We start from the raw sequence: 23145 nt of genomic DNA, 5'->3' as shown, positions 1-23145 counted from the left end.
GTTATCAACGACGATCGGAGCGGTGATGCCCAGACCCGACAGCGGCAGGCCCGACAGCGGCAGGCCCGGACACGGCCGGCCCGAGCAGGGACGACCCGGCCACGGCAGCGCTGCGACCGTCACGCGGAGGACCGCGCTCGCGCTCGGCGGCTCCGGGCTGATCGCGGCGGCGCTCGCCGCGTGCGCCCGCGGCACCGACACCCGTCCGTCGGCACCCGGCACGGTCACGCTGAACAGCGACAACCCGACGTGGGGTCCCGGGTACGCGGCGGCCTCGGCCGTGCTCGTCCGACGCACGGGGTACCGGATCATGTCGCGGTCGATCGCGAGTGTCGCGAACTACACGCAGATCATCCGGATGACCGCGCAGACGGACAGCACCACCGACCTCATCAAGTGGACGAACGGGTACCGGCTGCAGGACATCGCCCGCGCCGACATCCTGACCGACCTCGGCGACGTCTGGGACGACGCGATCGAGCGGAAGTGGGTGGACCCGGCGCAACGGGCATCGTTCTCGTACAAGGGCAAGCCCTACGGCGTCCCCCTCTACAAGAGCTACTACGCGGTGTTCTACAGCAAGAAGGCGTTCGCCGAGCACGGCATCGCGGTGCCGACCACCTTCGACGAGATGTTGGCCGCCGCCGACACCCTGAAGACCGCCGGCATCACACCGTTCCTCTCCCCGGGCGCCACGACGTGGGAGGCGGAGATCTGGTTCATGCAGCTCCTCGCCTCGATCGACCCGGAGTACTACACGGCGGTGACGACCGACCACGCGAGCTACCTCGACGCCCCGGCGAAGCAGGCGATGGACCTGTGGTCGTCGATGTACGCCAAGGGGTACTTCTCCGCCCCCGACGTCACCTCGAACGACCTCCCCGGGCTCGTCGGCAAGGGCCGGTTCGGCATGATGCTCTACGGCACCTGGTTCGCGAACACGCTGCTGGCCGCCGGCCTCACCGACGAGGACATCGGGTTCTTCCACGTCCCGCCGCAGACGGCCTCGGTGCGTCCGGCGATCGTCGTCGAGAGCGGTTCGCTGTCCGTGCCCGTCAAGGCCCACCGCCACGTCGCCGCCGTCGACGTCGCCCGCAACTGGCTCGCGACCGACGTGCAGACCGCCTGGGTGGGGTTCCTCGGCGACACCAGCCCGAACCCCGCCGCCCTCCCGAAGTCGAACCTGGTCAAGGTCCTCGCTGCGGACATCGCCGCGACGAAGCCGATGGAGCTCACCCGCTACTGGGAGGCCTCGCCGACGCCGCTCATCGAGGGCAACGTCGCCGACCTCGGCGCGTTCATGGTCAACCCGTCGCCCGCCAACGGCCTCTCGACCCTGCGGTCGATGCAGAGCCGCGCGGACACCGAGTGGAAGGTCTGGGACGCAGCATGACGCTCACACAACCGCCCGTCCCGCAGGACGTCGTCGCGGACGCCCCCACGCCGGAGCCCGGCACGGCCGTCCGCCGGTCGCCGATGCGGGCGAGGCTCGTCGGCGGCGCGTTCCTCGCGCCCGCGGTCGTCCTCGTCGTCGCGCTCCTCGTCGTGCCGTTCCTGTTCACCATCTTCCGCAGCTTCTTCGACGACAACGGGTTCACCCGCCGGTGGATCGGCCTCGAGAACTACCGGGCGATGTTCGCCGACCCGGCCTTCGGGCAGTCCGTGTTCAACACCCTGCTCTGGGTCGTGGGCACACTGCTGCTCCCGGTCGGCATCGGGCTCGCGATCGCCGTCGGCACCTGGAAACTCAAGCTCGGCGGCCTCGCCCGGTTCGGGATCATCCTGCCGTACGCGATCTCCGGCTCGGCGACCGCCGTGGTGTGGACGTTCATGCTCAGCACCGACGGCGGGCTCGACTCGGTCCTCAAGCTGTTCGGGCTGGACGCGCTCGTGTCGCAGTGGCTCCTGCAGTGGCCGCTCAACACCGTCATGATGATCATCGCGACGACCTGGCAGGCGACCGGTGCCTGCGTCATCCTGTTCCTCGTCGGGCTGCAGGCGATCCCGCCGAACACCCTCGAGGCCGCGTCGCTCGACGGCGCGTCGGGGTGGCGGCTGTTCTGGAACGTCACCTTCCCACAGCTCCGCCCGATGACCGTCGTCGTGGTCGGCATCTCGATCGTCGGCAGCCTCAAGGTGTTCGACCAGGTGCTGCTGCTGACCAACGGTGGACCGGGGACGGCGTCGGAGACCCTCGCGCTGACGATGTACCGCGAGACGTTCACGCTGTCCCGGTACGGAGCGGGTGCCGCGGTCGCCGTGTTCCTCACCGTCGTCGTCATCGTGGCGTCGTACGCGTACCTCCGCCGTCAGCTCCGCCCGAACGAGAACTAGGAACGCCCCGTGACGAAGACCTCCCGCCGGATCCTGGCGGCCGTCCTGACCATCGTGTCGCTGATCTGGCTCGTGCCGTCGTACCTGCTCGTCGTGAACGCGTTCACGAAGGGCGCCGACTACTCGGGTTCGCCGTCGTGGTGGCCGACCTCGTGGTCGCTGTTCGACAACATCGGCATCGCCTTCCGGAACGCGAACGTCGGGCAGGGCATGCTCAACAGCCTGCTGTACTCGGTGGTCGGGGCCGGTGCGGCGGTGCTCATCGCCGCCCTCGCGTCGTTCGCGGTGACGATCATGCCGGTCAAGCGCCCGACCCTGTGGTTCTGGGTGATCTACATCGGCACGATCCTGCCGCTCCAGGCGTTCCTGTCCCCGCTGTTCACCGGGTACGCCGCCGCGTCACTGTTCGACACGCAGTACGGCATGCTCCTCGTCTATGTCGCACTGACGATCCCGTTCGCGTTCTTCGTCGTCCGCGGGCACATGACCGGGCTGCCGGCGGAGATCCGTGAGGCCGCATCGCTCGACGGTGCGGGCTGGGTGCGGATGTTCTTCCGGATCCACCTGCCGCTGTCGACGAGTGCGCTGCTCGCCGCCTTCGTGTTCCAGTTCACCTGGATCTGGAACGACCTGCTCTTCGGCCTGACGCTGTCGTCGAGCGCGAACATCCGTCCCGTGATGGCGACCCTCGCCGACCTCACCGGGAACTACTCGACCTACGGTCCGCCCGTCGCCCTCGCGGGCGCGCTGGTCGCGTCGTTGCCGACGATCGCGGTGTTCTTCTCGTTCCAGCGCTTCTTCGCCCGCGGCCTGAACCCGACCGCCTGAACCCGACCGCCTGAACCCGGCCGCCTGACCGTCGCCGCGACGCCGACCCCACCGCCAGAACACCGAACGGAACACCGATCCTCGATGACCCACCCCGTCGAACCCGCCCTCGTCTCTGCCCAGCCCTGGTCGCACCTCGAGGCCCGGGCGGGCCTCCTCGACCGTGCCACCCTGACCACCGCCGTGATCGGCGGCCGGACCGTCGGCGTCCTCCCGGAACCGCTCCGGACGACGGTCGACGGTGCGCCCGTCCAGAGCGTCCGACTCGTCCTCGACGACGCGACCGGCGCGGCCGACGCCTCCCTCACGGGCCCGGACGGCGAACTCGTCGCCGCCGTCGCCCCCGGACCCGAGGGCACCCCCGGACCCGAGGGCGCACCCGGACCCGACGGCACACCCGGCCCTGACAGCGCACCCGGACCCGCTGGCATCTCGGTCCGTCTCCTCGTGCACGAGGTGCGCGAACCCGCGGAGGTGACCCTGCGCCTCCCGTCCGTCGGCCCGGAGACCGCGACGTTCGTCCTCGAGCCGCAGCGCGACTGGTCCGTGCACGTCGTGCACCACTCGCACTTCGACTTCGGCTACACCGACCCGCAGGCCTCGGTCATCGCCGCCCAGCGGTCGTACCTCGACTCCGCCGTGGAGCTCGCGAACGCCACCGCGGAGTGGCCGGAGGCGGCCCGCTTCCGCTGGAACGTCGAGGCGCTCTGGGCGTTCACGGACTGGGAACGCCACCGCCCCGCAGCCCGGGTCGCCGAGTTCGTGCAGCTCGTCAAGGACGGCTCGATCGGGCTGAGTGCGATGCCGTTCAACCTGCACACCGACACCTGTTCGACCGACGAACTGCACGAGCTGCTCCGCGAGGCACGACGGATCCGCGAGCAGTACGGCATCGACTTCACGACCGCGATGCAGACGGACGTCCCGGGCCAGGTCGCCGGCCTCCCCGACGCGCTGCAGGAGGTCGGGGTCCGGTACCTCGCCGTCGCGCACAACTGGGCCGGCCGGTCCATGCCGCACCAGAACGGGGCGCTCGACCTGCCGCGGCTGTTCCGCTGGACGACACCCGCGGGGAACTCGGTCCTCGTCTGGATGACCGACAGCCCGCACGGCCTCGCGTACATGGAGGGCCCGATGGTCGGCCTCACCGAGTCGTACGAGGTCGCGGAGACCTACCTGCCGGCGTACCTGACGGCGCTCGCGACCCGCGGGTACCCGTTCCCGCCCGGTGTCTTCGGCGCGCACGGCGAGGACGCCGAGGGCCGCCCCGGTTACCCGTGGGAGGTCCTGCACCTCCGCACCCAGGGGTTCATGGGCGACAACGGGCCGGCCCGTCGGCACCTCGCCGAGATCGTCCGTCGGTGGAACGACACGTGGACGTCGCCGACGCTCCGGGTGTCCCGGAACGAGGACTTCTTCGCCGAGATCGAGGAACGCCACGGCGCGGACGTCGAGACGATGCAGGGCGACTGGGGTGACTGGTGGGTCGAGGGCGTCGGGTCAGCGGCGGTGCCGATGGCGTTGAACCGCACCGCGCAGGCGTCGGTCCGCGATGCCCGGTCGTTCTCGCAGGCAGCCGCATGGCTCGGGGGCGAGCCGGTCCCGACCGAACGGGCGGACGCCGACAGTGCGTACGACGCGATCACCATGTTCGACGAGCACACCTGGGGCGCGAGCAACTCCTGGACCCACGGCGACGAGGGCTACGACTCCGGCGAGCGCCAGTGGCAGTGGAAGGTGGGGCACGCGATCGCGGCCCACCAGCGTGCCACCGACCTCGAGGAGCACGCGCTCGTCGTGCTCGCCGAGACGGTCGCCTGCGCCGACGGGTCGCTCGGCGGGGTCGTCGTCGCGAACGCCTCCGGTGCGGCGCGGACCGGTGTGGCACGGTTCCTGCTCAAGGAGTCGACGGTGCCGTTCGACCAGCACGTCGAACTCCGCGACGGTCGGACCGGCACCGTCCTCCCGCACGTCGTCGAGTCGCAGTCGAACGCGTTGCACCGCGAGTCCGGGCGGTGGGTGAGCGCCGAGGTCCAGGACGTGCCCGGTCTCGGGTTCGTCCGGCTCGACGTGTTCCCGTCCGACGCCGAGCCGGAGCCGGTCACCGTGCACGACGGCACGACACGCCCGATGGCCGACCTGTTCGCCCTCGAGAACGAGCACCTCCGTGTCGAGGTCGACCCGCGTACGTCGACCATCCGCTCGATCACGGAACTCGCGACGGGCCGGGAACTCGTCGAGACGCACGCCCCCACCGGGTTCAACGCCTACGTGTATGACGAGTACGGGTCGTCCGGTGCCGGGGTCAACCACCTCGCGAACAAGCTCTGGAGCACGGAGCGGCTCGAGCTCCTGGCGGCACGGACGACGGGCGGGCCGGCGGTGCTCGTCGAGCGGGTGTCCGACGCGATCGAGGAGCGGCTCGTCTACGCGTTCGCCGCGGCCGGCGTCGACGAGGTCCGTGTGACCCTCCGGCTCCGTCGCGGCGAACCGGTGCTCCGGATCGCGAACCGCCTCGCGAAGCCGGTGACCCGGACGAAGGAGAGCGGGTACTTCGCGTTCCCGTTCGCCGCCGCCGAGCCGGTCGTCCGGTACGAGGTCTCCGGCGGGGTGACCGGTGACGGCCTGGCCCACGTCCCGGGGGCGCCGCAGCACATGCGGGCGATCCGCAACTGGGTCACGGTCGAGGACACCGCCGACGGTAGCGGTGCGGTGTGGGTCACGAAGGACGCACCCCTCGTGCAGCCCGGCGCGATCAGCCTGCCGTACGCGCCGTTCCCGCCGAGCACGAGTCCGATGCAGCCCGCGACGATCTACTCGTGGCTCCACAACAACGTGTGGGACACGAACTTCCCGATCGAGCAGGGCTTCACCGCGACGTTCGAGTACGCCGTCGGCGTGCGGGAGCGCGCCGGTGAGCACATCGAGGCGGTGGCGCTCCGGACGTCGGCCGACGTGGTGCGTCCCTTCGCGGCCGTCCCCGCGGTCCGCGGTGGTGGGAGCGACCGCGCGACGGCGGACCTCCTGACGCTCGACGACGACCGCGTGCAGCTCGTGTCCGTGGTCGGGGACGGCGACGGGACGTCGATCGTTCGGCTGCAGTCCGTCACGGACGGTCCGGTGACGCTGACGATGCGTCTCGGCATCGGCGTCGGCGGGGCGGAGCGGTGCACCTACCTCGGTGACACGCTCGGTCCGGTCGGCGTCGACGGCGACCGGGTGACACTCGGTCTCGCCCCGTACGAGGCGGTCGGCGTCCGCCTCGCCTGGTCGACGAGGACGGCGGTCCCGAGCGCGGCCGGATGACGGACAACGGCCCGGCATCATCCGATGCCGGGCCGTTCGTCGTTCGGGGTCCTACTCGTGCGTCGAGTCCTTGACGTCCTCGACGTTCTTGCGGGCTTCGCCCATGTGCTGGTCCTTCTGGCCCTGCGCGGTCAGCTCGTCGTCGTCGGTCTTCTTGCCGACGAACTCCTCGGCGTGACCGGCGATCTTCTGGGTGACGTCCTTCGCCTTGTCTCCAAGCGACATGATGTTCCTTCCTCGAGACGATCTCCGGGATGCCCCGGCGTACTGCCGACCGTAGACGTCGATCCGCTGCGACCCACAGCGGACGATGAGGCGGACGTCCCCCGATGCGCCGTCAGCGCTCGGTGACCCGCCCCGCCGCGACCTGCCACTGCCGGTCCAGGCGCACGGTCTCGAGCATGCGGCGGTCGTGGGTGACGAGCAGCAGCGTCCCCTCGTACGACTCCAGCGCCTGCTCGAGCTGCTCGATCGCGACGAGGTCGAGGTGGTTCGTGGGCTCGTCGAGCACCAGGACGTTGACGCCCCGCGCCTGGAGCAGCGCGAGCCCCGCCCGGGTCCGTTCGCCCGGTGACAGCTCCCCCGCGGGACGCGCGACGTGGTCCGCGCGGAGCCCGAACTTCGCGAGGAGCGTCCGGACGTCGGCCGTCGACATGTCCGGGACGAGCCCCTCGAAGACGATGGCCAGCGACGCCGTCCCGGTGAACACGCTGCGGGCCTGGTCGACCTCGCCGACCGCGACGCTCGACCCGAGCGACGCCGTCCCGGACGTCGGCGCCTGCTGCCCGAGCAGTGCGCGGAGCAGCGTCGACTTGCCCGCGCCGTTCGGACCGGTGATGCCGATCCGCTCTCCACCGTTCACCTGGAGTGAGACCGGCCCGAGCGTGAACTGACCCTGCGTGAACGTCGCGTCGGCCAACGTCGACACCACGGCCGACGAGCGAGGCGCCTGCCCGATCGTGAACTCGAGCTGCCACTCCTTGCGGGGCTCTTCGACCTCGTCGAGCCGCGCGATGCGGGACTCCATCTGCCGGACCTTCTGCGCCTGCTTCTCACTCGACTCGGCCGCGGCCCTGCGTCGGATCTTGTCGTTGTCCGGGCTCTTCCGCATCGCGTTCCGGACGCCCTGGCTCGACCACTCGCGCTGCGTCCGCGCCCGGGAGACGAGGTCGGCCTTCGTGCTCGCGAACTCCTCGTACGCGTCGCGCTTGTGCTGCCGGGCGATCGCACGCTCCTCGAGGTAGGAGTCGTACCCGCCGCCGAACAGCCGGTGCGAGGACTGCGCGAGGTCGAGCTCGAGGACGCTCGTCACGGACCGGGCGAGGAACTCGCGGTCGTGGCTGACGAGCACGACGCCGCCGCGGAGTCCGTGCACGAACTCCTCGAGCCGGGCGAGGCCGTCGAGGTCGAGGTCGTTCGTCGGCTCGTCGAGCAGGACGACGTCGAACCGGGAGAGCAGGAGCGCGGCGAGTCCGACCCGCGCGGCCTGTCCGCCCGAGAGCGACGTCATCGGCGACGCGCCGGAGACGGTGCCGTCGCCGTCCTCGGCCAGTGTCAGGCCGAGGTCCGCGAGCACCACCGGCAGGCGTTCGTCGAGGTCCGCCGCCCCGGAGGCGAGCCAGCGTTCGAGCGCGACGGAGTACCGGTCGCCCGCACCTGCATCGGCGGTCGGGTCGCCGAGGGCCGCCGCCGCCGCGTCCATGTCGGCCGTCGCCGCGGTGCACCCGGTCCGGCGGCCGACGTACTGCGCGACGGTCTCGCCCGCGATCCGCTCGTGCTCCTGCGGCAGCCACCCGACGAACGCGTCGCGCGGGGACGTGGACACCGTGCCGGCGAGCGGGTCGTCGACACCGGCGAGGAGGCGCAGCAGCGTGGACTTGCCGGCGCCGTTGACACCGACCACTCCGATGACGTCGCCCGGGGCGACGGTGAGGTCGACGTCCTCGAACAGCGTGCGTGCGGCGTACCCGCCGGCGAGGCCCTTGGCGACGAGCGTGGCGGTCATGGGGCAATCGTCCCACGGCCGCGTCTGATGGTCGGGCGAGGATGTGAGCACGGGACCCGTCGCCGCGTAGCGTCCGGTCCATGGACAAACCCGATCAGACCGAGCCCGTCATGGACGGCGCCACCGAAGCCACGAACCACGAGAAGCTCGCCGGGCTGATCGAGCAGGTCGAGCAGGACCACGGCGCGGAGGGTGCCGGCGCGATGGCTGACCACCTCCGCGACCGGATGGACGAGACCGGCGTCGTGTCCGAGGACCCTGCCGAGACCAAGGACTGACGACGGACGACCTGGGCTGACGGCGGGGCGCGCCCCGCCGTCACCGCCCGGTGACCGCCCGCCGGATCTGCTCGATGGGCACCTTCGGCTCGCGGTCCGCCGTCAGCAGTCCGTTCGTCTCCTGGAGCGTGTCGGTGAACTGCGTGTAGCACGACCCGGCGAGGAACGAGCTCGCCCGGACGGCGTCGTACAGCGCCGAGATCCGCGTGATCCAGTCCGCCCCGTCCGCGGCGACCGTGTAGCCCCAGCCGTCGGCCCGCGTGGTGCCGGGCTGGTAGTCCACCCCGCCGAACTCGGTGAGCATGACCGGTTGCCCGGTGTCGACCGCGCCGTCCACCATGATGCGTCGATCGGCGGGTCCGGCGCCGGTCATGAGCCTCGTCCTCGCGGCGTCGTCGGCGTAGTTCCCGGCGAGTGCCCGGCCGTCGCCCTCGTAGTCGTGCACCGTGACGATGTCGGACGCCGTGTGCTCCCACCCGTCGTTCGAGATGACCGGGCGGGTCTCGTCGAGTGCCCGCGTGACGTCCGCGAGTGCGCGCGTGTAGGCCTGCTGCGCACGGTCCTGCGGCACGTGCTGCACGCCCCAGCTCTCGTTGACGGGCACCCACGTGACGATCGACGGGTGCGAGACGTCCCGTTCGACGGCGTCCATCCACTCCCGCACGAGGCGCTGCACGGCGCGCGGGGAGAACTCGTACGCGTTCGGGGCCTCGCCCCAGACGAGCAGTCCGAGTCGGTCCGCCCAGTACAGGAACCGGGGGTCCTCGATCTTCTGGTGCAGGCGTGCAGCGGTGAAGCCGAGTTCCTTGATGAGCTCGACCTCGCGCCGGTGGGCCGCGTAGCTCGGCGCGGCCAGGTGCGACTCGGGCCAGTACCCCTGGTTCAGCACGGAGCGGACGTCGTAGGGACGGTCGTTGAGCAGGAACGCGCCGCGGTCGACCGCGACGCTCCGGAGGCCGAAGTAGGAGGCCACCGCATCGATCGGGAGGTCCTGGGCACCGATCAGGGACACCGTCGCGTCGACGAGACGGGGGCGCTCCGGCGTCCAGTGCAGCTCGTCCTCGGCCTGGCCGTTCGCCTGGCGCGCGACGGGGACGACGAGGTCGACGACGTCCGACGCGGCCCCGAGGGCGACCTCGACGGTGCCGAGGTGCTCGCCGCGCTCCTCCCATCGCAGCTCGACGCGGACACGGGACCCGGCCGGGGCCTTGCCGCCCTGCAGGACGACCCCGAGTGCCATGCTGCGGTGGTCGACCGGCGTCCACCGGAGTCGCTGGATGGACACGGTCGGGACCGCCTCGAGCCAGACGGTCTGCCAGATGCCCGTGGTCCGGTGGTACCAGATGGCGTGCGGGTGCTCGTGCCAGTCCTGCTTGCCACGCGGCTGGGTGACGTCGTGGGGGTCGTCCTCGGCACGGACGACGAGGACGTGGCCACCCGCGGCGACTCCGTCGGGTGTCGCTCCCCCGTCCGCGGTCGTGACGAGCCGCGTGACGTCGAACGAGAACGGGGTGTGACCGCCCTCGTGCTCGCCGACGTACACCCCGTCGATCCACACCGTGGCGCGGTAGTCGACCGCACCGAAGTGCAGCAGCACACGCGGTGCCGAGTCGGAACGCCCGGCCTGGTCGAGGTGCTCCGCCGTGATGGTCCGGGCGTACCAGACGACCGGGTGGAAGCCCGGCTCCTCGACACCCGACGCCCGTGACTCCGGCGGGAACGGCACGACGATGTCCCGGGGTTCGTCGAACCCGCCCGACCAGCCCTGCTCGACCCCGACGTCGGCGTCGTCGTGGCGGAACGACCAGGTGCCGTCGAGGTTCGTCCATGCGGCGCGCACGAGCTGGGGACGCGGGTACGTGCCGTCCTGCTGGCTGGCGAGCGGCAGGCGTTCGGGATGCGTCGTCATGCGCCGAGTTTACAGCGCTGTAACGCCAGACCGCCGGTACCCACCGGTACCCTTCGGTCATGGGCCAGGTGACTCTCCAGGACGTGGCTGCGCGTGCGGGCGTGTCGATGAAGACCGTGTCCAACGTGGTCCGCGACTACGAGCACGTCAGCCCTCGGATGCGCGACCGCGTGCAGGCCGTGATCGACGAGCTCGGCTACCGGCCGAACCGCACCGGTCGGAGTCTCGCCACCGGCCGCTCGAACGTCCTCGGCCTCGCGTTCCCGGACCTGCGGAACCCCTACTTCGCCGAACTCGCCCACGTCATCGCGCGCGTCGCCGACGAGCGCGGCTACCGGATCCTGCTCACCGAGACCGGCGGCACCGAGGACGGCGAGCGGGCGGCACTCCACGACCGCGAGTCCGGCATGGTCGACGGCGTGCTCATGCAGCCCCAGTCGCTCCGCGGCGCCGAGCTCGAACGGGTGCTGAACGGCACGCCGATCGTCGTGCTCGGCGAGGACCCGGAGCCGGCCGACGCCGACCACGTCGCGATCGACAACGTCGCCGCCGCCGCCGAGGCCGTCGCGCACCTCGTCCGGAGCGGCCGTCGACGGATCGGGTTCCTCGGGCACGAACCGGACCACCCGGGGCGGACCTCGGCGCTGCGGCTCCGCGGCTACCGACAGGCCCTCGAGGACGCCGGGCTGCCGTTCGACCCCGACCTGCTCATCGCTCGCGGGGACGAGGACGCGCACGGTGCGGAGGTCGCGCTCGACGCCGCCCTGGCCGACGGACTCGACGTCGACGGGTTGCTGTGCCGCGAGGACCTGGCCGCCATCGGCGCGCTCCGCTCGCTCCGGCGACACGGCGTCTCCGTCCCGGACGACGTCGCCGTGATCGGATGGGACGCGATCCGGCTCGGGGCGAGCACCGACCCGAGCCTCACCACCGTGGCGCCCGACACCCGGGCGCTCGCGGAACAGGCCCTGGACCTGCTGCTGCTCCGGATCGGAGGCAGCACCGAGCCCGGTCGGCACGTCGTCGTGGGGCACAGCCTGGTGCTCCGCGAGAGCGCGCCCTGACCCGGTCCGTGACGCGGTCGCCGCAGTGATGTGGCGACCGCTCAGGCCGTGTCTCGGGCCCGCAGCCCAGCGAGGAGCAGCCGCACCATGCGCTCGGCGCGACCACCTGACGCGGCCGCACCCGGGCCTCCCCCGTGACACAGGTTCGCGACCGCACCGAGGAACTCGCTCGCATCCACGTCCGCGGCGATCTCGCCGGTCGCGGCCGCCGACGCGAGCAGCCGCTCGAGCGTCGGCGCGAGCCGGGTGGAGAAGTACTCGGCGAGCGGCTCGTAGGCGGTGTCCCCCGAGTGCAGCGCTGCCGCCAGCCCCTGCTTCGCGGCGACGAAGTCGGTGTACCGCATGATCCAGCGGTCGAGCGCCTGCCCCGGGGGGAACTCGGCCTCGAGCGCGGGAGCCGCGTCCACACAGGCGTCCATCTCGCGCCGGAACACCGCCGAGATGAGGTCGGACCGCAGCGGGAAGTGCCGGTACAGGGTGCCGACCCCGACCCCGGCCCGCTCGGCGATGGCCCGCACGGGCGCGTCCACACCGGATTCCGCGAACACCGCCTTCGCCGCCCCGATGAGCGCGTCGAGGTTCTGCTGGGCATCCGACCGCAGCCGCCGTCGGTCGCCGGTGGCCGCCGTCTCGACGGTTCGGGGATCTGCGGGCGTCATCGAACTCCTCTTGCAATCGGAACAATGTTCCGTGTAACGTCGCGACAACAAGTGGAACCTTGTTCCGTTTGTGCAGCGGCGAGACGGAATCATGTTCCGCTTGACCACACTACCGGCACGCATCCCGGTGCGGCCACGACGAACCAGGAGACGCATCATGCAGTACCGCACCCTCGGCCGCACCGGCATCAAGGTCACTCCGTACGCCCTCGGGGCGATGATGCTCGGCTCGATGGGCAACCCGGAGCGGAAGGACGGCATCGCGATCATCCACCGCGCCCTCGATGCTGGGATCAACCTCGTCGACACCGCGGACCGGTACGGCGACTCCGAGGAGGTCGTCGGCGAGGCGATCAAGGGCCGCCGCGACGACGTCGTCCTCGCGACGAAGTTCTGGGGCCCGGTCGACGACGACGTCAACCACCGCGGGGCCTCCCGCCGCTGGATCATGCAGGCCGTCGAGCGTTCGCTCACGCGCCTGCAGACCGACCACATCGACCTGTACCAGCTGCACCGCCCGGATCCCGAGACGGACATCGACGAGACCCTCTCCGCACTCACGGACCTCGTCCGGCAGGGCAAGGTCCGCACCATCGGCACGTCGTCGATGCGCGGCTCCGAGATCGTCGAAGCCCAGTGGACCTCCGAGCGTCGCGGGTACGAGCGTTTCCGCACCGAGCAGCCGAACTACTCGATCCTCGACCGGGAGATCGAGCGCGAGATCCTCCCGGTCGCCGAGCGGTACGGCATGGGCACCCTCGTCTACAGTCCGCTCGCCGGCGGGACGCTGACCGGCAAGTACCGGGCCGGGCAGGAGAACGCCAACTTCCGGTCCACGAAGACGGGGATGCGGCACTTCCGCGACGAGCGCCGCCTCGCCGCCGTCGAGGAGCTCGTCGCCCTGTCCGACGAGGTCGGCGTGCCGCTCACGCACCTCGCGATGGCGTTCGTCGTCGCGCATCCGGGCGTCACCTCCGCGATCGCCGGACCCCGCACGATGGAGCAGCTCGAGGACACGCTCGCGGGCGTCGACGTCGTGCTCACCGACGAGGTGCTCGACCGCATCGACCAGATCGTCCGCCCCGGCGAGAGCATCGGGGCGATGGACATGGTCTACCGGGGGCCGGAGGTCGAGGACGCGAGCATGCGTCGACGCCCGATCGGGGAGCGCGCCGCCGGCTGAGGGCCGGACTGGAGGGACGGTGCCGGGCCGCACCGCCCCTCCCGTCCGTCGTCGGGTCAGGACAGCGCGAACTTCTGCGCCGCCGTCCCATTGCAGTCCCAGATCTGCAGGCGCGTGCCGTTCGCGGTCGCGCCGGAGGGCGCGTCGATGCACCGTCCGGACGTCGGGTTCCGCAGCGACCCGTCGGACTGCGCGGCCCAGTTCTGGTACCCGCCGCCGTTGCAGTTCGCGAGCTGCAGCTTCGTGCCCGCGGCGCTCGAGCCTCCAGCGATGTCGAGGCATCGCCCGAGGGTCTGCAGGGTCTGACCGCTCCGGGTCCAGTGCTGGTCCTTCGCACCGGACTGGCAGTCCCAGAGCTGCACGGCCGTGCCATCGCCGCCGGTGTCATCACCCGCGACGTCGACGCACTTGCCGCCAGGAGCCGCGATCGTGGAGCCGCCGGAGCCGCCCGACCCCGAGGACGCGCCCTTGTTGTACACCGCCACGGAGTCGATCACGAGCTTGCCGCCGGACACCGTCGCGGCGTTCGGACCACCACCGAACGCGTTCGGGAACCCGCCGCCGATCGCCAGGTCGTAGATGATGAAGAACGGGTGGTCGATGGCGTTCGTCCACGTCGTCGCGTCGACCTGGTTCGCGCTGATCGTGAAGAAGTTCGAGCCGTCGAGGAAGAAACGGACCTGCTCCGGCGACGTCGACCGGTCGATCTCCACGGCGTAGTCGTGGAACCCGGTCTGGCAGCCGGAGCACGCGCGCTCACCGGAGCCGATGCCCGTCGACTCGTTGCACGGGCCGCCTGGGTTCACCCCGCAGTGGATCGTGCTGAAGTCCGAGCTGCGACCGTTGATGTCCTCCATGACGTCGATCTCGCCCGATCCCGGCCACGAGACACCGGACCGGAGGGGTGCGCCGAGCATCCAGAACGCGGGCCAGTAGCCGGCACCGTTCGCCGTCGTGACGTTCGGCTGCTGGAGCACCGACTCGATGCGCACCACCCCGCCGGGTGCCGCTCCGAACGTCGCCGCCTGGGTCTCCACCCGGCCGGACGTCCACCCACTCGACGGGTTCGACCCGGAGTGCAACGCCTGCAGCACGAGGTGCCCCTGACCGTCGCGGTACACGTTCGAGGTGCTGCTCGTCATCGTCTCGATCTCGCCGGTGCCGAAACTGCTGCCCGGACCGGTGTCGTACCGCCACTGGCTCTGGTCGATGCCCGAGCCGGACGACCCGGCGAAGTCGTCGCTCCACGTCAGCGAGAACCCCGGCGGCGCCGACGGGACCGCGGCGTGCGCGGCATGCGGGACCGCGACCACCGCCGCGACCGGCAGGACCGCAGCGGCCAGCAGCGTCAGGGCGGCCGCGGCCGCGCGTCGGACGGTGGTGAGGGTGTGTCGAGGCATCGTCGCCTGCTTCCGCACCGGCACACCCGGTCGTCGTCGACCGGGTGTGGAGCGGTGGTCGTGGTGGTGTGCGCCCGGCGACGGCGTCGTCGGTTCGGGTGTCCGCCACTGTTCTCCTCCGCGCAGCAGTTGCCAAGTCGGCAGAACGACCCACACCCCGGCCCCCCGGATCGGGGCGCCCGGTCCGGACGCCACACCGCGTCAGGCCTCGGGCACCACCGTCGCCAGCAGCTCGACGAGTGCCGCCCGCACGGACTCCGGCACGGCCACCGCCCCGAGCTCCGCCGCACGGTCGGCCACGGGACGCCCGCTGGAGACCACCTCCCACGCCTCGAGCTTCTCGGGGTTGCCCATCTGCGCCTCCTCGAGCACGGCCTGCATCGCGGGGAGCGGATCGACCCCGACCCGGAGCGGACCGACCTGCACGACGGCACCGACACGGCGGTCGGTGGACACCTCGACGCTCCATCGTCCGTCCGCGCCGACGACGGACACCTGGGCACCGTCGACCGTCACCGGACGGGACGGCATCGCGGCCAGGAACACGATCGTCCACGTCCGTGTGACGGGCACGGCGTCGACGGCACCCGACACCGGTGCGATCCGGAACGCACCCCGGGAGGCGTCCCAGGAGAGCTCGGTCCGGGCCGACCCGTCAGCCGCGACCACCCCGTCGACCGCAGCTGCACCGTCGGAGCCGTCCCGCGCCTCCAGACCGGGTCCGGCGTGTCCGGCCGGACCATCGGCCGGACCGTCGGCCGGGTCCTCGACCACCGTGAACGCGCCGTCCGCCGAGGGCGCGACGAGCACCTCGAACTCCGCCGGGTTCCGTGTCGCGTCGAGATCGGCACCGGCGTCGAGCGGCAGGATGCCGCCGGCGCGCAGCAGCACGGGGACCGAGTCGATCGTCCGGTGCATCGTCAGCGTCCGACCGCCGCGGTACACGGTGCCGGTGACCACGTCGGTCCACGTCCCGGCGGGCAACCAGACACGGACGTCCCCTCGTCGGGAGGCCGGATCGCGCGGCGACGTGATCGGTGCGACGATCAGCGCACTGCCGAACTCGTACTGGTCCGGCACCCGGTACGCGGCGTCCTCGCGCGGCCAGCCGTGGTACATCGGGCGGACGAGGGGCACGCCGTCGGATGCCGCGCGGTGGTTCATCGTGTGCAGGTACGGGACCATCCGGTGGCGCATCCGGAGTGCGTCACCCATCGCGGACCGGTGTTCGGCGGGGAACACCCACGGCTCCTTCCGGATGAACGGGTTGTTCGCCGAGTGCAGCCGCATGATCGGCGAGAACACCCCGAACTGCACCCAGCGGGTGGCGAGCTCGTCGTCGTGCACGCCGCGGGTGTGCCCGCCGATGTCGTGGCTCCACCAGCCGTACCCGATGTTCGCGGCCGTGGCGGTGAACTCGGGCTGGAACGCGAGCGAGTCCCACGACACCACGGCGTCCCCGGAGAACCCGACGGCGTACCGGTGGCTGCCCGGCCCGGCGTACCGCGAGAACGTCATGCCGGAACCGCCGTCGCGGAGCGCGTCGAGGTGGTGGAAGTGGTTCAGCACCCAGAGCGGGTCGACGCCCGGGATGTCCGAGGTGTCGCCCTGCTGCCAGTCGATCCACCAGAAGTCCACTCCCTGCTCCTCGAGCGGGTGGTGGAGCACACGGAAGTACGCCTCGAGGAACGTCTCGTCGGTCGAAGCGAACGACACGGTCTCGCTGGAGGCCGGATCGATGCCGACGGCGCGGGCCATCTCGCGGTAGCGGTCCTCGAACGCGCGGACACCGTCGGCCGGGTGCAGGTTGAGCGTCGTGCGCATGCCCCGGGCGTGCAGTGCCCCGAGGAACGCCGCCGGGTCCGGGAACAACGACGGCTCCCACGAGTAGCCGGTCCAGCCGTCGCCGTACTCCGGCGGCACCGAGCCCACGCGGTGCCAGTCCATGTCGATCACCGCGACCGAGAACGGCAGCCGTTCCGCACGGAACCGGTCCATCAGGGCCAGGTACGAGTCGCTGCTGTAGGGGTGGTAGCGACTCCACCAGTTCCCGAGTGCCCACCGCGGCAGCCGCATGGGAGGCCCGGACACCGCGTACACGGCGCGCACCGCCGCCTCGTGGTCGCGTCCGTACGCGAACACGTAGAGGTCGTCGCCGCCCGGGCGGCGCGCCCCGAGCCAGCCGTCCTCCTCGAACAGGAACGAGTCGGAGTCGTCGATGACGGTGATGCCGTCCCGCGCGACGACGCCGGGCTCGAGGGCGGTCCGACCGTCGACGTCGTCGAGGGTGCGCGCCGTGCCGCCGAGGTCGTGCGTGGGCTCGCCGTACCGCCAACGCTGGGCATCCCGGCCGGTCGTCTCGACGACGAACCCGTTCGCGGTGAGCGGGCCGCCGTCGTGGCGGATGCGTGCCCGGGCGGTCGTGACGACGACGCCGGGTCCGTGCCGCTCGATGGTGAACGGGACCGGAGGGAGGTCGCGGCGCACGGCGAAGGAGGACGCCCGGTCCTCGGGTCCGCCGTCGTCCGTCCAGCGCTCGATGCGGAACAGGCCGTCGCCGAGGACGGTGATGCGCCAGTCGTCACCGAGCACCTGTTGCTCGGGACGGGCACGCGGCGCGGTGCCGGGGAGCGGGCGGATGGCGGGGGTCGTGGTCATGGTGCTCCAGGTGCTGGTCGTGCGGTGCCGGGCGCGGTCGATGCCGAGTGCGGTCAGGACTTGACGGCGCCCTGCGTGACGCCGCTGATCACCCAGCGCTGCGCGAACAGGTACACGACGATGGTCGGCGCCATCGCCATCAGGTACGACGCGAACGCCACGTTGTAGTTCGTCCCGAACTGGCTCTGGAAGATGTTCTGCACGACCGGGAGGGTCTGCAGCGACGGATCGGCGGTGATGAGCGACGGCAGCATGAAGTCGTTCCACGACGCCAGGAACGCGAAGATGCCGACCGTGGCGTTCATCGGACCGAGGAGCGGCAGGACGATCCGCCATAAGATCTGCCACGTGCTCGCACCGTCGATCCTCGCGCTCTCCTCGAGCTCGACCGGGATGGAGCGGAGGTACGCCGAGTAGAGCAGCACGCTGAACGACAGTTGGAACATGGCGTGCAGGATGCCGACGCCGACCGGGCCGTCGATGCCGAGCATCGCGGTGAGCTGGATCTGCGGCAGAGCCACCACCGGGAACGGCAGGAACAGTGCCGCGAGCAGGTAGAACATCGACCAGCGGAAGAACCGGCGGTCCCAGTTCCGGGCGATCGCGTACGCGGCGAGCGAGCTGAGGAACAGCGTCAGGACGACGGTGATCGCGGCGACGCCGAGCGAGATGCTGAACGACACCGGGAACCGGGTCAGCTGCCACGCCTCGGCGAAGCTCTGCGGGTTGAACGGCGTCGGGAGCGAGAACGCGTTCCCGTCGACGGACTGCGCGCTCGTCTTGAACGCCATCGAGAGGGTGACGTAGAGCGGCGCGAGCACCGTCAGCGACGCCAGCACCAGCAGGACGGTCAGGGTCCAGTTCGTCCGGCCGAGCCGGGATCGACGACGCGGACGGGGCAGCGGCGACGGGAGGGCCGGCGACCGCTGCTGCACTGGGTCGGAGGTGAGTCGTACGGAGGTCACAGGCTGACCGCCCTTCCGCGGGTCGCGACGAGCTGGATGGCGGAGATGAGGATCGTGACGATGAAGAAGATCGTCGCGTTCGCCATCTGGTAGGCGTAGTCGCCGCCGGTGAAGCCGGAGAAGATCGTCATCGCGACGCTCGACGTCGCGGTGCCCGGCCCGCCGTTCGTCAGGCCGACGATGACGTCGTACGCGCCGAGGTAGCCCTTGACGCCGAGGATCGTGTTGATGAGCACGAACCCCGCGATGAGCGGCAGCGTGATCGACCGGAACTGCTTCCAGCTCGAGGCACCGTCCAGCGCGCTCGCCTCGTAGAGGTCTCCAGGGATCGAGGTGAGCCCCGCCGTGTAGACGAGGAGCGCCCCGGGGATCGTCTGCCAGGCGGACACGATGACGATCGACAGCCACGCGAGGTCGGGCTCCCCGAGGATGCTCTGTTCGAGCGGGCCGAACCCGACGCTCGTGGCCAGGGCCGGCAGCGTGTTCGAGAACAGGAAGCTGAACACGTACGCCACGACGATCCCGGAGATAACCATCGGGATGACGAAGATGCTCCGGAGCGGGGCCGCGAACTGGATCCGCCTGGTGAGTGCGACGGCGAGCGCGAGCGCGATCACCTGCGCGACGACGACCGTCACGACCGCGAACCCGAGGGTGAACCCGTACGAGTGCAGGATGTTCGGATCGGTGAACAGCGTCGCGTAGTTCCGGATCCCGAGGAAGGACCAGCTGCTGTACCCGACGTAGTCCGTGAAGCTGTAGAAGATGCCGATGACCGCGGGGACGACGATGAAGCCGGTGAACAGCACGAGCGCCGGGACGAGGAACAGGTACCAGAGCGGTTCGAGCCGGCGTCGGCCCCGCGGTCTCGAGGCGGTGATGGGGGTCATACGATCGCGTTCCTCCCGGCCAGGCGCCGCCAATCGGCGTCGAGTTGTCGCAGCATGCTGTCGAAGTCGCCGGTCCTCGTCGCCGTCTGCAGGTAGTTGCCGAGGGGGATCGACGGCGGGACGAACGTCCCGGTGCCCTGGTAGAAGGCGCCAGCGTCGACGTACGGCTGCAGCCCGGCGACGCGCTCGTCCTGCTGCTTCGGCGCGTTCTTCAGCGTCGAGTACGCGAGGTTGTCCTGGTTGTAGCCGTTGATGACCTCGGGCTGCATCAGGAACTCGACGAGCTCCTCCGCCTCGGCACGGTGGCGGGTGGCGGTCGGGATGTAGAGCCCGAGGTCGATGTTCACGCGCGCCTGCCGGTCGGCCGGGTCCTCCGAGACGGGCAGGGCGAACGTGCCGACCTCGATGTCCTTGTCGATGAGCGCGATCTGACCGAGCGCCCATGGCCCCTGCAGGTACATCGCCGCACGGCCCCTGCCGAACGCCAGGTTGCCGTCGGCGTAGGAGCGGACGGCGTGGTCGGGGTTGAAGAACGTCGAGATGGTCTTCGCACGCTCCATCGGCACCGCGAGGGTCTTCTGGAACGAGACCTCGGAGTCGGGCCCGACGTCGGTGCCGATCTGCTTGAGCTTTCGGAAGAAGGCGCCCGGGTCGACGAGACTCCCGACCGAGTAGTCGAACAGTCCCTGCCACAGCGTCCACGTGTCGCGGTCGGTCGCGTAGATCGGCGTCACGCCGGCCTTGTGGAGCGCGGTGCAGACGTCCACGAACTGCGACCAGGTCTCCGGCACCGGCAGGTCGTGGTCGGCGAAGATCCTCTTGTTGTAGATCACCCCGGCGGCCGCGAGCGAGTACGGCAGCACGCTGGTCCGGCCCGGGTAGGTGGCGTACTGGCCCGAGAGCATGGCGATGTCGGTGCGGACCGTGCGGGCGGACGGCAGCGATGACAGGTCGCTGAGGACGCCGCGCTTGATGTACCGCGCGAGTTCGAGGTTGTCGTTGAAGCACCCGACGTCGGCCGGCTGTCCGCGGACGAACTGCGGGGCGATCGCCGTGGTCGAGTCGTGCACGACGCTGACGCTCGGCGTGGCCTTCTCGAACTTCCGCAGCAGCGCGTCGAAGTACGCGACGACCTCGGGCTTCTGTTCGTAGAACCGGATGGTGGTGTGGGCCGAGGACCCGGCCGAGGTCCGGCCGGCGGTGGCGCACCCGCCGAGCCCGAGTGCCGCGAGCGCGGACCCGCCGAGGAGGAACGAGCGGCGGCTTAGCGTTGCAGTGGGACGAGCACTCACGCGGTGCCTCCTTCGGTTCCGGGTCCAACCGAATTTACAGCGCTGTAAACGTGGAGTCAACTGTGCCGATGGCCCCGTGTCCCGGGTCAGTCGCCAGCCACCGCCGCGGTGGGGCCCTGGTCCTCGAGGACGTCGAACACGACCACCCGCTCGTTCCCCGCACCGATGAAGTCGGCGACAGGACGATGCTCGGCGTGCGGGAGGTACGCCGCCAGCGCGTCGCGATCGCGGAAGCGGACGACGAGCATCCAGTCGAACTCGCCCTCGAGCCCCTCGGTGCTGATGCTCGGTCCGGAAACGACGGACCGGACACCGTCGATCCGCGGCAGGTGCTCCCGCGACAGGGCATCGGCCTCCGCGGAGCGATCAACCCCGTCGGGCCACTGCACCAGGACCACGTGCGTCACTCCGGACATGCTGGTTCCCTCGTCATCGGCCATGCCGACAGCCTGCCACGACAGCGAACGCCCGAATGGAGAATCGCATCTTCCGTCCCGAACGATCCCAACGGTGCCGACTCTTCTTCGCCGCGCCGGAGAGAGAGCGACTCGCAGCTGTGCGCTGGGCGTGTGCGCACTGCGCGCGGCTGGGCGGGCAAGGTCCTACCCGGCAGCCTGTTCGACAGTTCTCTTGACGCGGACAGCCGTTTCCTCATTGATGCAAACGATCCGAACCACGTCCGATTCTGAATCGAACCAGATCGACGCCCGGTCGAATTCCGAATGGAGGTACGGTCGAAGCGCTTTCTCGACGTCCGCGGAGACTGTCGAGCCGGGGCCAGTTGCGAACCGCTCAAAGTCCGTGACTTCGACCTCCCATTCGGGTGAGTCACCACGGCGCGACACGGCGACCGCAGATGGTACAGGTGGAGCGACGAACCACCCCGGCCGTCGCGAAAGCTCGCGACTCATGGCCAGGCTTGCAGCACGCTGGTCCACAATTTCCAGATCGACAACTGCCCAATCGTCGGGTACAGCTGCGAGATCCCACCGTCGCAAGCCATCGATGCGCAGCTTCCTGAGATGCTTCAGTTGCGCGACGTTGCGCATGCCCGAAAGGTTTTGAACCAGGCCGATTTGCACAACTCGCAGACGCTCCGCGCGCACAAGACACTGCATATCGAAGCGCCGCAAACCCAACAGCGACAGTGACCGCAGATCCGAAAGGTCCGCGACTGCGGTCAAGTCTCTCAAGTCCGGCTGATCAGCGACGTACAGCGATCGAAGCTGACTGACTACCTCGCCGTCCCGCAGATCGCGGAGGCCGACGATCGAAAGACGCTTCACCATGGGGTTTGCGAGGGCAGAACGGAGACCGGCACCGAACACCTCGACTTGACGAAGTCGAGGCAACCGACTGACGTCGATGATCGACTCAGGTCTTGCTCCAGTCAACGACCGGAGGCGGTGAGCCTCCTGAAGTGCATCCCAGCCGACCACTCCATTCGACCGACGAAACGATAGCCACTCCACGTTGCGGATCGCGTCCTTGTAGCGACCGAGGTCGATCCCGTCAGCCCAAAACTGGAAGCCAACCCTCTCCTGGCCAGTTCCGCTAATTCTTCAGGCGCTGGACGCGTGTTCTCGATCGGCAGCACGACGCGCGCGACCGGTGACACGCCGGAGCTATCCACCTCCCAGGTGAGCCTGGACGCGGTATCGACACTCAGATCCGGCGCCGAGCGCATCTCCGCGACGCGCCGCTCCGCCTCATCGATCACACTCTGCTGCTGGGCCGTCCCCGACGATTGCTCACTCGAATCAGTAGTCATTGTCCTCGCCTTCCAATTCTCCAGAGAGTGCCTCACCGCCCCGATCGAGCTTGAATCCCTTCGCAATGAGTCCAACGTAACTACTGCCCTTCGTGAACCCACCCTTCCCCGCAGTGAAAGTCGTAGCGACACGCCCGCCCATCTTCGCTCCGCCTCATCCACCTCGCGTTTCGTTCCGCCTATTGAGTACACCACCTTCATTTGGCTCTCCGAATTCGTCGAGTATACCCTGTTCTTCTGGTCTCATTTTGCTCAGCTTCTTTGTATGAGCCTCGACATGAGCGTACTGCCTCAACGTTTTCCGGCAAATCCAGGCGCCTTACTCCAGGTACTGAGACGATGGCTGATGTTCCACGACCTCCTGACGTATACCGTACCGTCATTGAATTGCAGAACATAGTATCCAGACGCGTGGGGAACACCGTGCGGTACGGTAAATAGTCCAGAGACATAATTTTGGTTGATCGGGTCGACGGCGTGAACGTGATCGTTCGAGACTCCACCAGTCCCGGGGTCTACCTGAAGAAGCGGCCAAGAAGTGCTGCGTACTCACGCGCACCCATATCGACAATCGATATGTCGCCTGGGTGCCGGCTCACCTCT

The 23145-nt window shown here is 70.0% G+C and carries 19 protein-coding genes; 8 read left to right on the top strand and 11 right to left on the bottom strand.

Going from position 1 to position 23145, the window contains the following annotated elements:
• The first annotated feature begins 25 nt into the window (after nucleotides 1–25).
• The 4 genes from ACO0E0_RS12315 to ACO0E0_RS12300 all read left to right on the top strand — a co-directional run bounded on the left by ACO0E0_RS12315 (nucleotide 26) and on the right by ACO0E0_RS12300 (nucleotide 6468).
• The gene (locus ACO0E0_RS12315) at nucleotides 26–1393 is read left to right on the top strand and encodes an ABC transporter substrate-binding protein (protein WP_422871722.1); all 1368 of its coding nucleotides are present in this window, start codon (nucleotides 26–28) and stop codon (nucleotides 1391–1393) included.
• Entirely contained in the window at nucleotides 1390–2334 is a 945-nt protein-coding gene (locus tag ACO0E0_RS12310) for a carbohydrate ABC transporter permease (protein ID WP_422871721.1), read from the top strand. The genes ACO0E0_RS12315 and ACO0E0_RS12310 overlap by 4 nt, the downstream gene beginning before the upstream one ends.
• Nucleotides 2335–2343: 9 nt before the next feature.
• A complete protein-coding gene (locus ACO0E0_RS12305; protein ID WP_422871720.1) occupies nucleotides 2344–3162 on the top strand; it encodes a carbohydrate ABC transporter permease in 819 nt (272 codons plus the stop codon).
• Nucleotides 3163–3246: 84 nt separating this feature from the next.
• Entirely contained in the window at nucleotides 3247–6468 is a 3222-nt protein-coding gene (locus tag ACO0E0_RS12300) for a glycoside hydrolase family 38 N-terminal domain-containing protein (protein ID WP_422871719.1), read from the top strand.
• Nucleotides 6469–6519: 51 nt separating this feature from the next.
• Here ACO0E0_RS12300 and ACO0E0_RS12295 read toward each other — a convergent pair whose 3' ends face one another.
• Both ACO0E0_RS12295 and ACO0E0_RS12290 read right to left on the bottom strand, forming a co-directional pair.
• Complete coding sequence (locus tag ACO0E0_RS12295; RefSeq protein WP_422871718.1) at nucleotides 6520–6693, bottom strand: CsbD family protein; 174 nt, start codon at nucleotides 6691–6693, stop codon at nucleotides 6520–6522.
• Between the two features lie 112 nt (nucleotides 6694–6805).
• Nucleotides 6806–8473, bottom strand: a complete 1668-nt coding sequence (locus tag ACO0E0_RS12290) for an ABC-F family ATP-binding cassette domain-containing protein (protein ID WP_422871717.1) — start codon at nucleotides 8471–8473, stop codon at nucleotides 6806–6808.
• An 80-nt stretch (nucleotides 8474–8553) separates the two neighbouring features.
• On the opposite strand from ACO0E0_RS12290, the gene ACO0E0_RS12285 reads away from it, so the two are divergent.
• Nucleotides 8554–8751 (top strand): hypothetical protein, encoded by a 198-nt coding sequence (locus ACO0E0_RS12285; protein WP_422871716.1) that lies wholly within the window; start codon nucleotides 8554–8556, stop codon nucleotides 8749–8751.
• Nucleotides 8752–8791: 40 nt separating this feature from the next.
• Here the strand turns inward: ACO0E0_RS12285 and ACO0E0_RS12280 are convergent, their stop codons facing one another.
• Nucleotides 8792–10660 (bottom strand): glycoside hydrolase family 2 protein, encoded by a 1869-nt coding sequence (locus ACO0E0_RS12280; protein WP_422871715.1) that lies wholly within the window; start codon nucleotides 10658–10660, stop codon nucleotides 8792–8794.
• Between the two features lie 59 nt (nucleotides 10661–10719).
• Between ACO0E0_RS12280 and ACO0E0_RS12275 the strand changes: the two genes are divergently transcribed.
• Entirely contained in the window at nucleotides 10720–11724 is a 1005-nt protein-coding gene (locus ACO0E0_RS12275; protein WP_422871714.1) for a LacI family DNA-binding transcriptional regulator, read from the top strand.
• A gap of 41 nt (nucleotides 11725–11765) precedes the next feature.
• Here ACO0E0_RS12275 and ACO0E0_RS12270 read toward each other — a convergent pair whose 3' ends face one another.
• Nucleotides 11766–12383, bottom strand: a complete 618-nt coding sequence (locus ACO0E0_RS12270; RefSeq protein WP_422871713.1) for a TetR/AcrR family transcriptional regulator — start codon at nucleotides 12381–12383, stop codon at nucleotides 11766–11768.
• Nucleotides 12384–12540: 157 nt separating this feature from the next.
• Between ACO0E0_RS12270 and ACO0E0_RS12265 the strand changes: the two genes are divergently transcribed.
• On the top strand, nucleotides 12541–13566 hold the full coding sequence (locus ACO0E0_RS12265) for an aldo/keto reductase (protein ID WP_422871712.1): 1026 nt from the start codon (nucleotides 12541–12543) through the stop codon (nucleotides 13564–13566).
• 56 nt (nucleotides 13567–13622) lie between these two features.
• Here ACO0E0_RS12265 and ACO0E0_RS12260 read toward each other — a convergent pair whose 3' ends face one another.
• The 7 genes from ACO0E0_RS12260 to ACO0E0_RS12230 form a co-directional block, all read right to left on the bottom strand.
• Nucleotides 13623–14966: a ricin-type beta-trefoil lectin domain protein gene (locus ACO0E0_RS12260; RefSeq protein ID WP_422871711.1), complete on the bottom strand. Its 1344-nt coding sequence runs from the start codon at nucleotides 14964–14966 to the stop codon at nucleotides 13623–13625.
• Nucleotides 14967–15167: 201 nt separating this feature from the next.
• Nucleotides 15168–17624: a glycoside hydrolase family 31 protein gene (locus tag ACO0E0_RS12255; RefSeq protein ID WP_422871710.1), complete on the bottom strand. Its 2457-nt coding sequence runs from the start codon at nucleotides 17622–17624 to the stop codon at nucleotides 15168–15170.
• Nucleotides 17625–17677: 53 nt separating this feature from the next.
• Nucleotides 17678–18526 carry a carbohydrate ABC transporter permease gene (locus ACO0E0_RS12250; RefSeq protein WP_422871833.1) on the bottom strand — a complete coding sequence of 283 codons (849 nt, stop codon included), beginning with the start codon at nucleotides 18524–18526 and terminating at the stop codon, nucleotides 17678–17680.
• Between the two features lie 59 nt (nucleotides 18527–18585).
• The gene (locus tag ACO0E0_RS12245; RefSeq protein ID WP_422871709.1) at nucleotides 18586–19479 is read right to left on the bottom strand and encodes a carbohydrate ABC transporter permease; all 894 of its coding nucleotides are present in this window, start codon (nucleotides 19477–19479) and stop codon (nucleotides 18586–18588) included.
• The gene (locus ACO0E0_RS12240) at nucleotides 19476–20771 is read right to left on the bottom strand and encodes an ABC transporter substrate-binding protein (RefSeq protein ID WP_422871708.1); all 1296 of its coding nucleotides are present in this window, start codon (nucleotides 20769–20771) and stop codon (nucleotides 19476–19478) included. The genes ACO0E0_RS12245 and ACO0E0_RS12240 overlap by 4 nt, the downstream gene beginning before the upstream one ends.
• 86 nt (nucleotides 20772–20857) lie before the next feature.
• Nucleotides 20858–21211, bottom strand: coding sequence for a Dabb family protein (locus ACO0E0_RS12235; protein ID WP_422871707.1), 354 nt, complete (start codon nucleotides 21209–21211; stop codon nucleotides 20858–20860).
• 162 nt (nucleotides 21212–21373) lie between these two features.
• Nucleotides 21374–22060, bottom strand: a complete 687-nt coding sequence (locus ACO0E0_RS12230) for a hypothetical protein (RefSeq protein WP_422871706.1) — start codon at nucleotides 22058–22060, stop codon at nucleotides 21374–21376.
• Nucleotides 22061–22348: 288 nt separating this feature from the next.
• Here ACO0E0_RS12230 and ACO0E0_RS12225 point away from each other — a divergent pair, with 288 nt between their 5' ends.
• A complete protein-coding gene (locus ACO0E0_RS12225) occupies nucleotides 22349–22942 on the top strand; it encodes a hypothetical protein (protein ID WP_422871705.1) in 594 nt (197 codons plus the stop codon).
• Nucleotides 22943–23145: the final 203 nt, after the last annotated feature.

This window comes from Curtobacterium phyllosphaerae (assembly GCF_049341865.1).
Lineage (GTDB): Bacteria > Actinomycetota > Actinomycetes > Actinomycetales > Microbacteriaceae > Curtobacterium > Curtobacterium phyllosphaerae.
Note: the sequence above shows the minus strand (reverse complement) of the source record. Positions and strands in the feature narration are given on the sequence as shown.

What these genes read in the sequence shown, in the direction of transcription:
- ACO0E0_RS12315 (WP_422871722.1), top strand. Translation starts at nt 26, where the DNA reads ATGCCCAGACCCGACAGCGGCAGGCCCGACAGCGGCAGGCCCGGACAC.
- ACO0E0_RS12310 (WP_422871721.1), top strand. Translation starts at nt 1,390, where the DNA reads ATGACGCTCACACAACCGCCCGTCCCGCAGGACGTCGTCGCGGACGCC.
- ACO0E0_RS12300 (WP_422871719.1), top strand. Translation starts at nt 3,247, where the DNA reads ATGACCCACCCCGTCGAACCCGCCCTCGTCTCTGCCCAGCCCTGGTCG.
- ACO0E0_RS12295 (WP_422871718.1), bottom strand. Translation starts at nt 6,693, where the DNA reads ATGTCGCTTGGAGACAAGGCGAAGGACGTCACCCAGAAGATCGCCGGT.
- ACO0E0_RS12290 (WP_422871717.1), bottom strand. Translation starts at nt 8,473, where the DNA reads ATGACCGCCACGCTCGTCGCCAAGGGCCTCGCCGGCGGGTACGCCGCA.
- ACO0E0_RS12285 (WP_422871716.1), top strand. Translation starts at nt 8,554, where the DNA reads ATGGACAAACCCGATCAGACCGAGCCCGTCATGGACGGCGCCACCGAA.
- ACO0E0_RS12280 (WP_422871715.1), bottom strand. Translation starts at nt 10,660, where the DNA reads ATGACGACGCATCCCGAACGCCTGCCGCTCGCCAGCCAGCAGGACGGC.
- ACO0E0_RS12275 (WP_422871714.1), top strand. Translation starts at nt 10,720, where the DNA reads ATGGGCCAGGTGACTCTCCAGGACGTGGCTGCGCGTGCGGGCGTGTCG.
- ACO0E0_RS12270 (WP_422871713.1), bottom strand. Translation starts at nt 12,383, where the DNA reads ATGACGCCCGCAGATCCCCGAACCGTCGAGACGGCGGCCACCGGCGAC.
- ACO0E0_RS12265 (WP_422871712.1), top strand. Translation starts at nt 12,541, where the DNA reads ATGCAGTACCGCACCCTCGGCCGCACCGGCATCAAGGTCACTCCGTAC.
- ACO0E0_RS12260 (WP_422871711.1), bottom strand. Translation starts at nt 14,966, where the DNA reads ATGCCTCGACACACCCTCACCACCGTCCGACGCGCGGCCGCGGCCGCC.
- ACO0E0_RS12255 (WP_422871710.1), bottom strand. Translation starts at nt 17,624, where the DNA reads ATGACCACGACCCCCGCCATCCGCCCGCTCCCCGGCACCGCGCCGCGT.
- ACO0E0_RS12245 (WP_422871709.1), bottom strand. Translation starts at nt 19,479, where the DNA reads ATGACCCCCATCACCGCCTCGAGACCGCGGGGCCGACGCCGGCTCGAA.
- ACO0E0_RS12235 (WP_422871707.1), bottom strand. Translation starts at nt 21,211, where the DNA reads ATGGCCGATGACGAGGGAACCAGCATGTCCGGAGTGACGCACGTGGTC.
- ACO0E0_RS12230 (WP_422871706.1), bottom strand. Translation starts at nt 22,060, where the DNA reads ATGGTGAAGCGTCTTTCGATCGTCGGCCTCCGCGATCTGCGGGACGGC.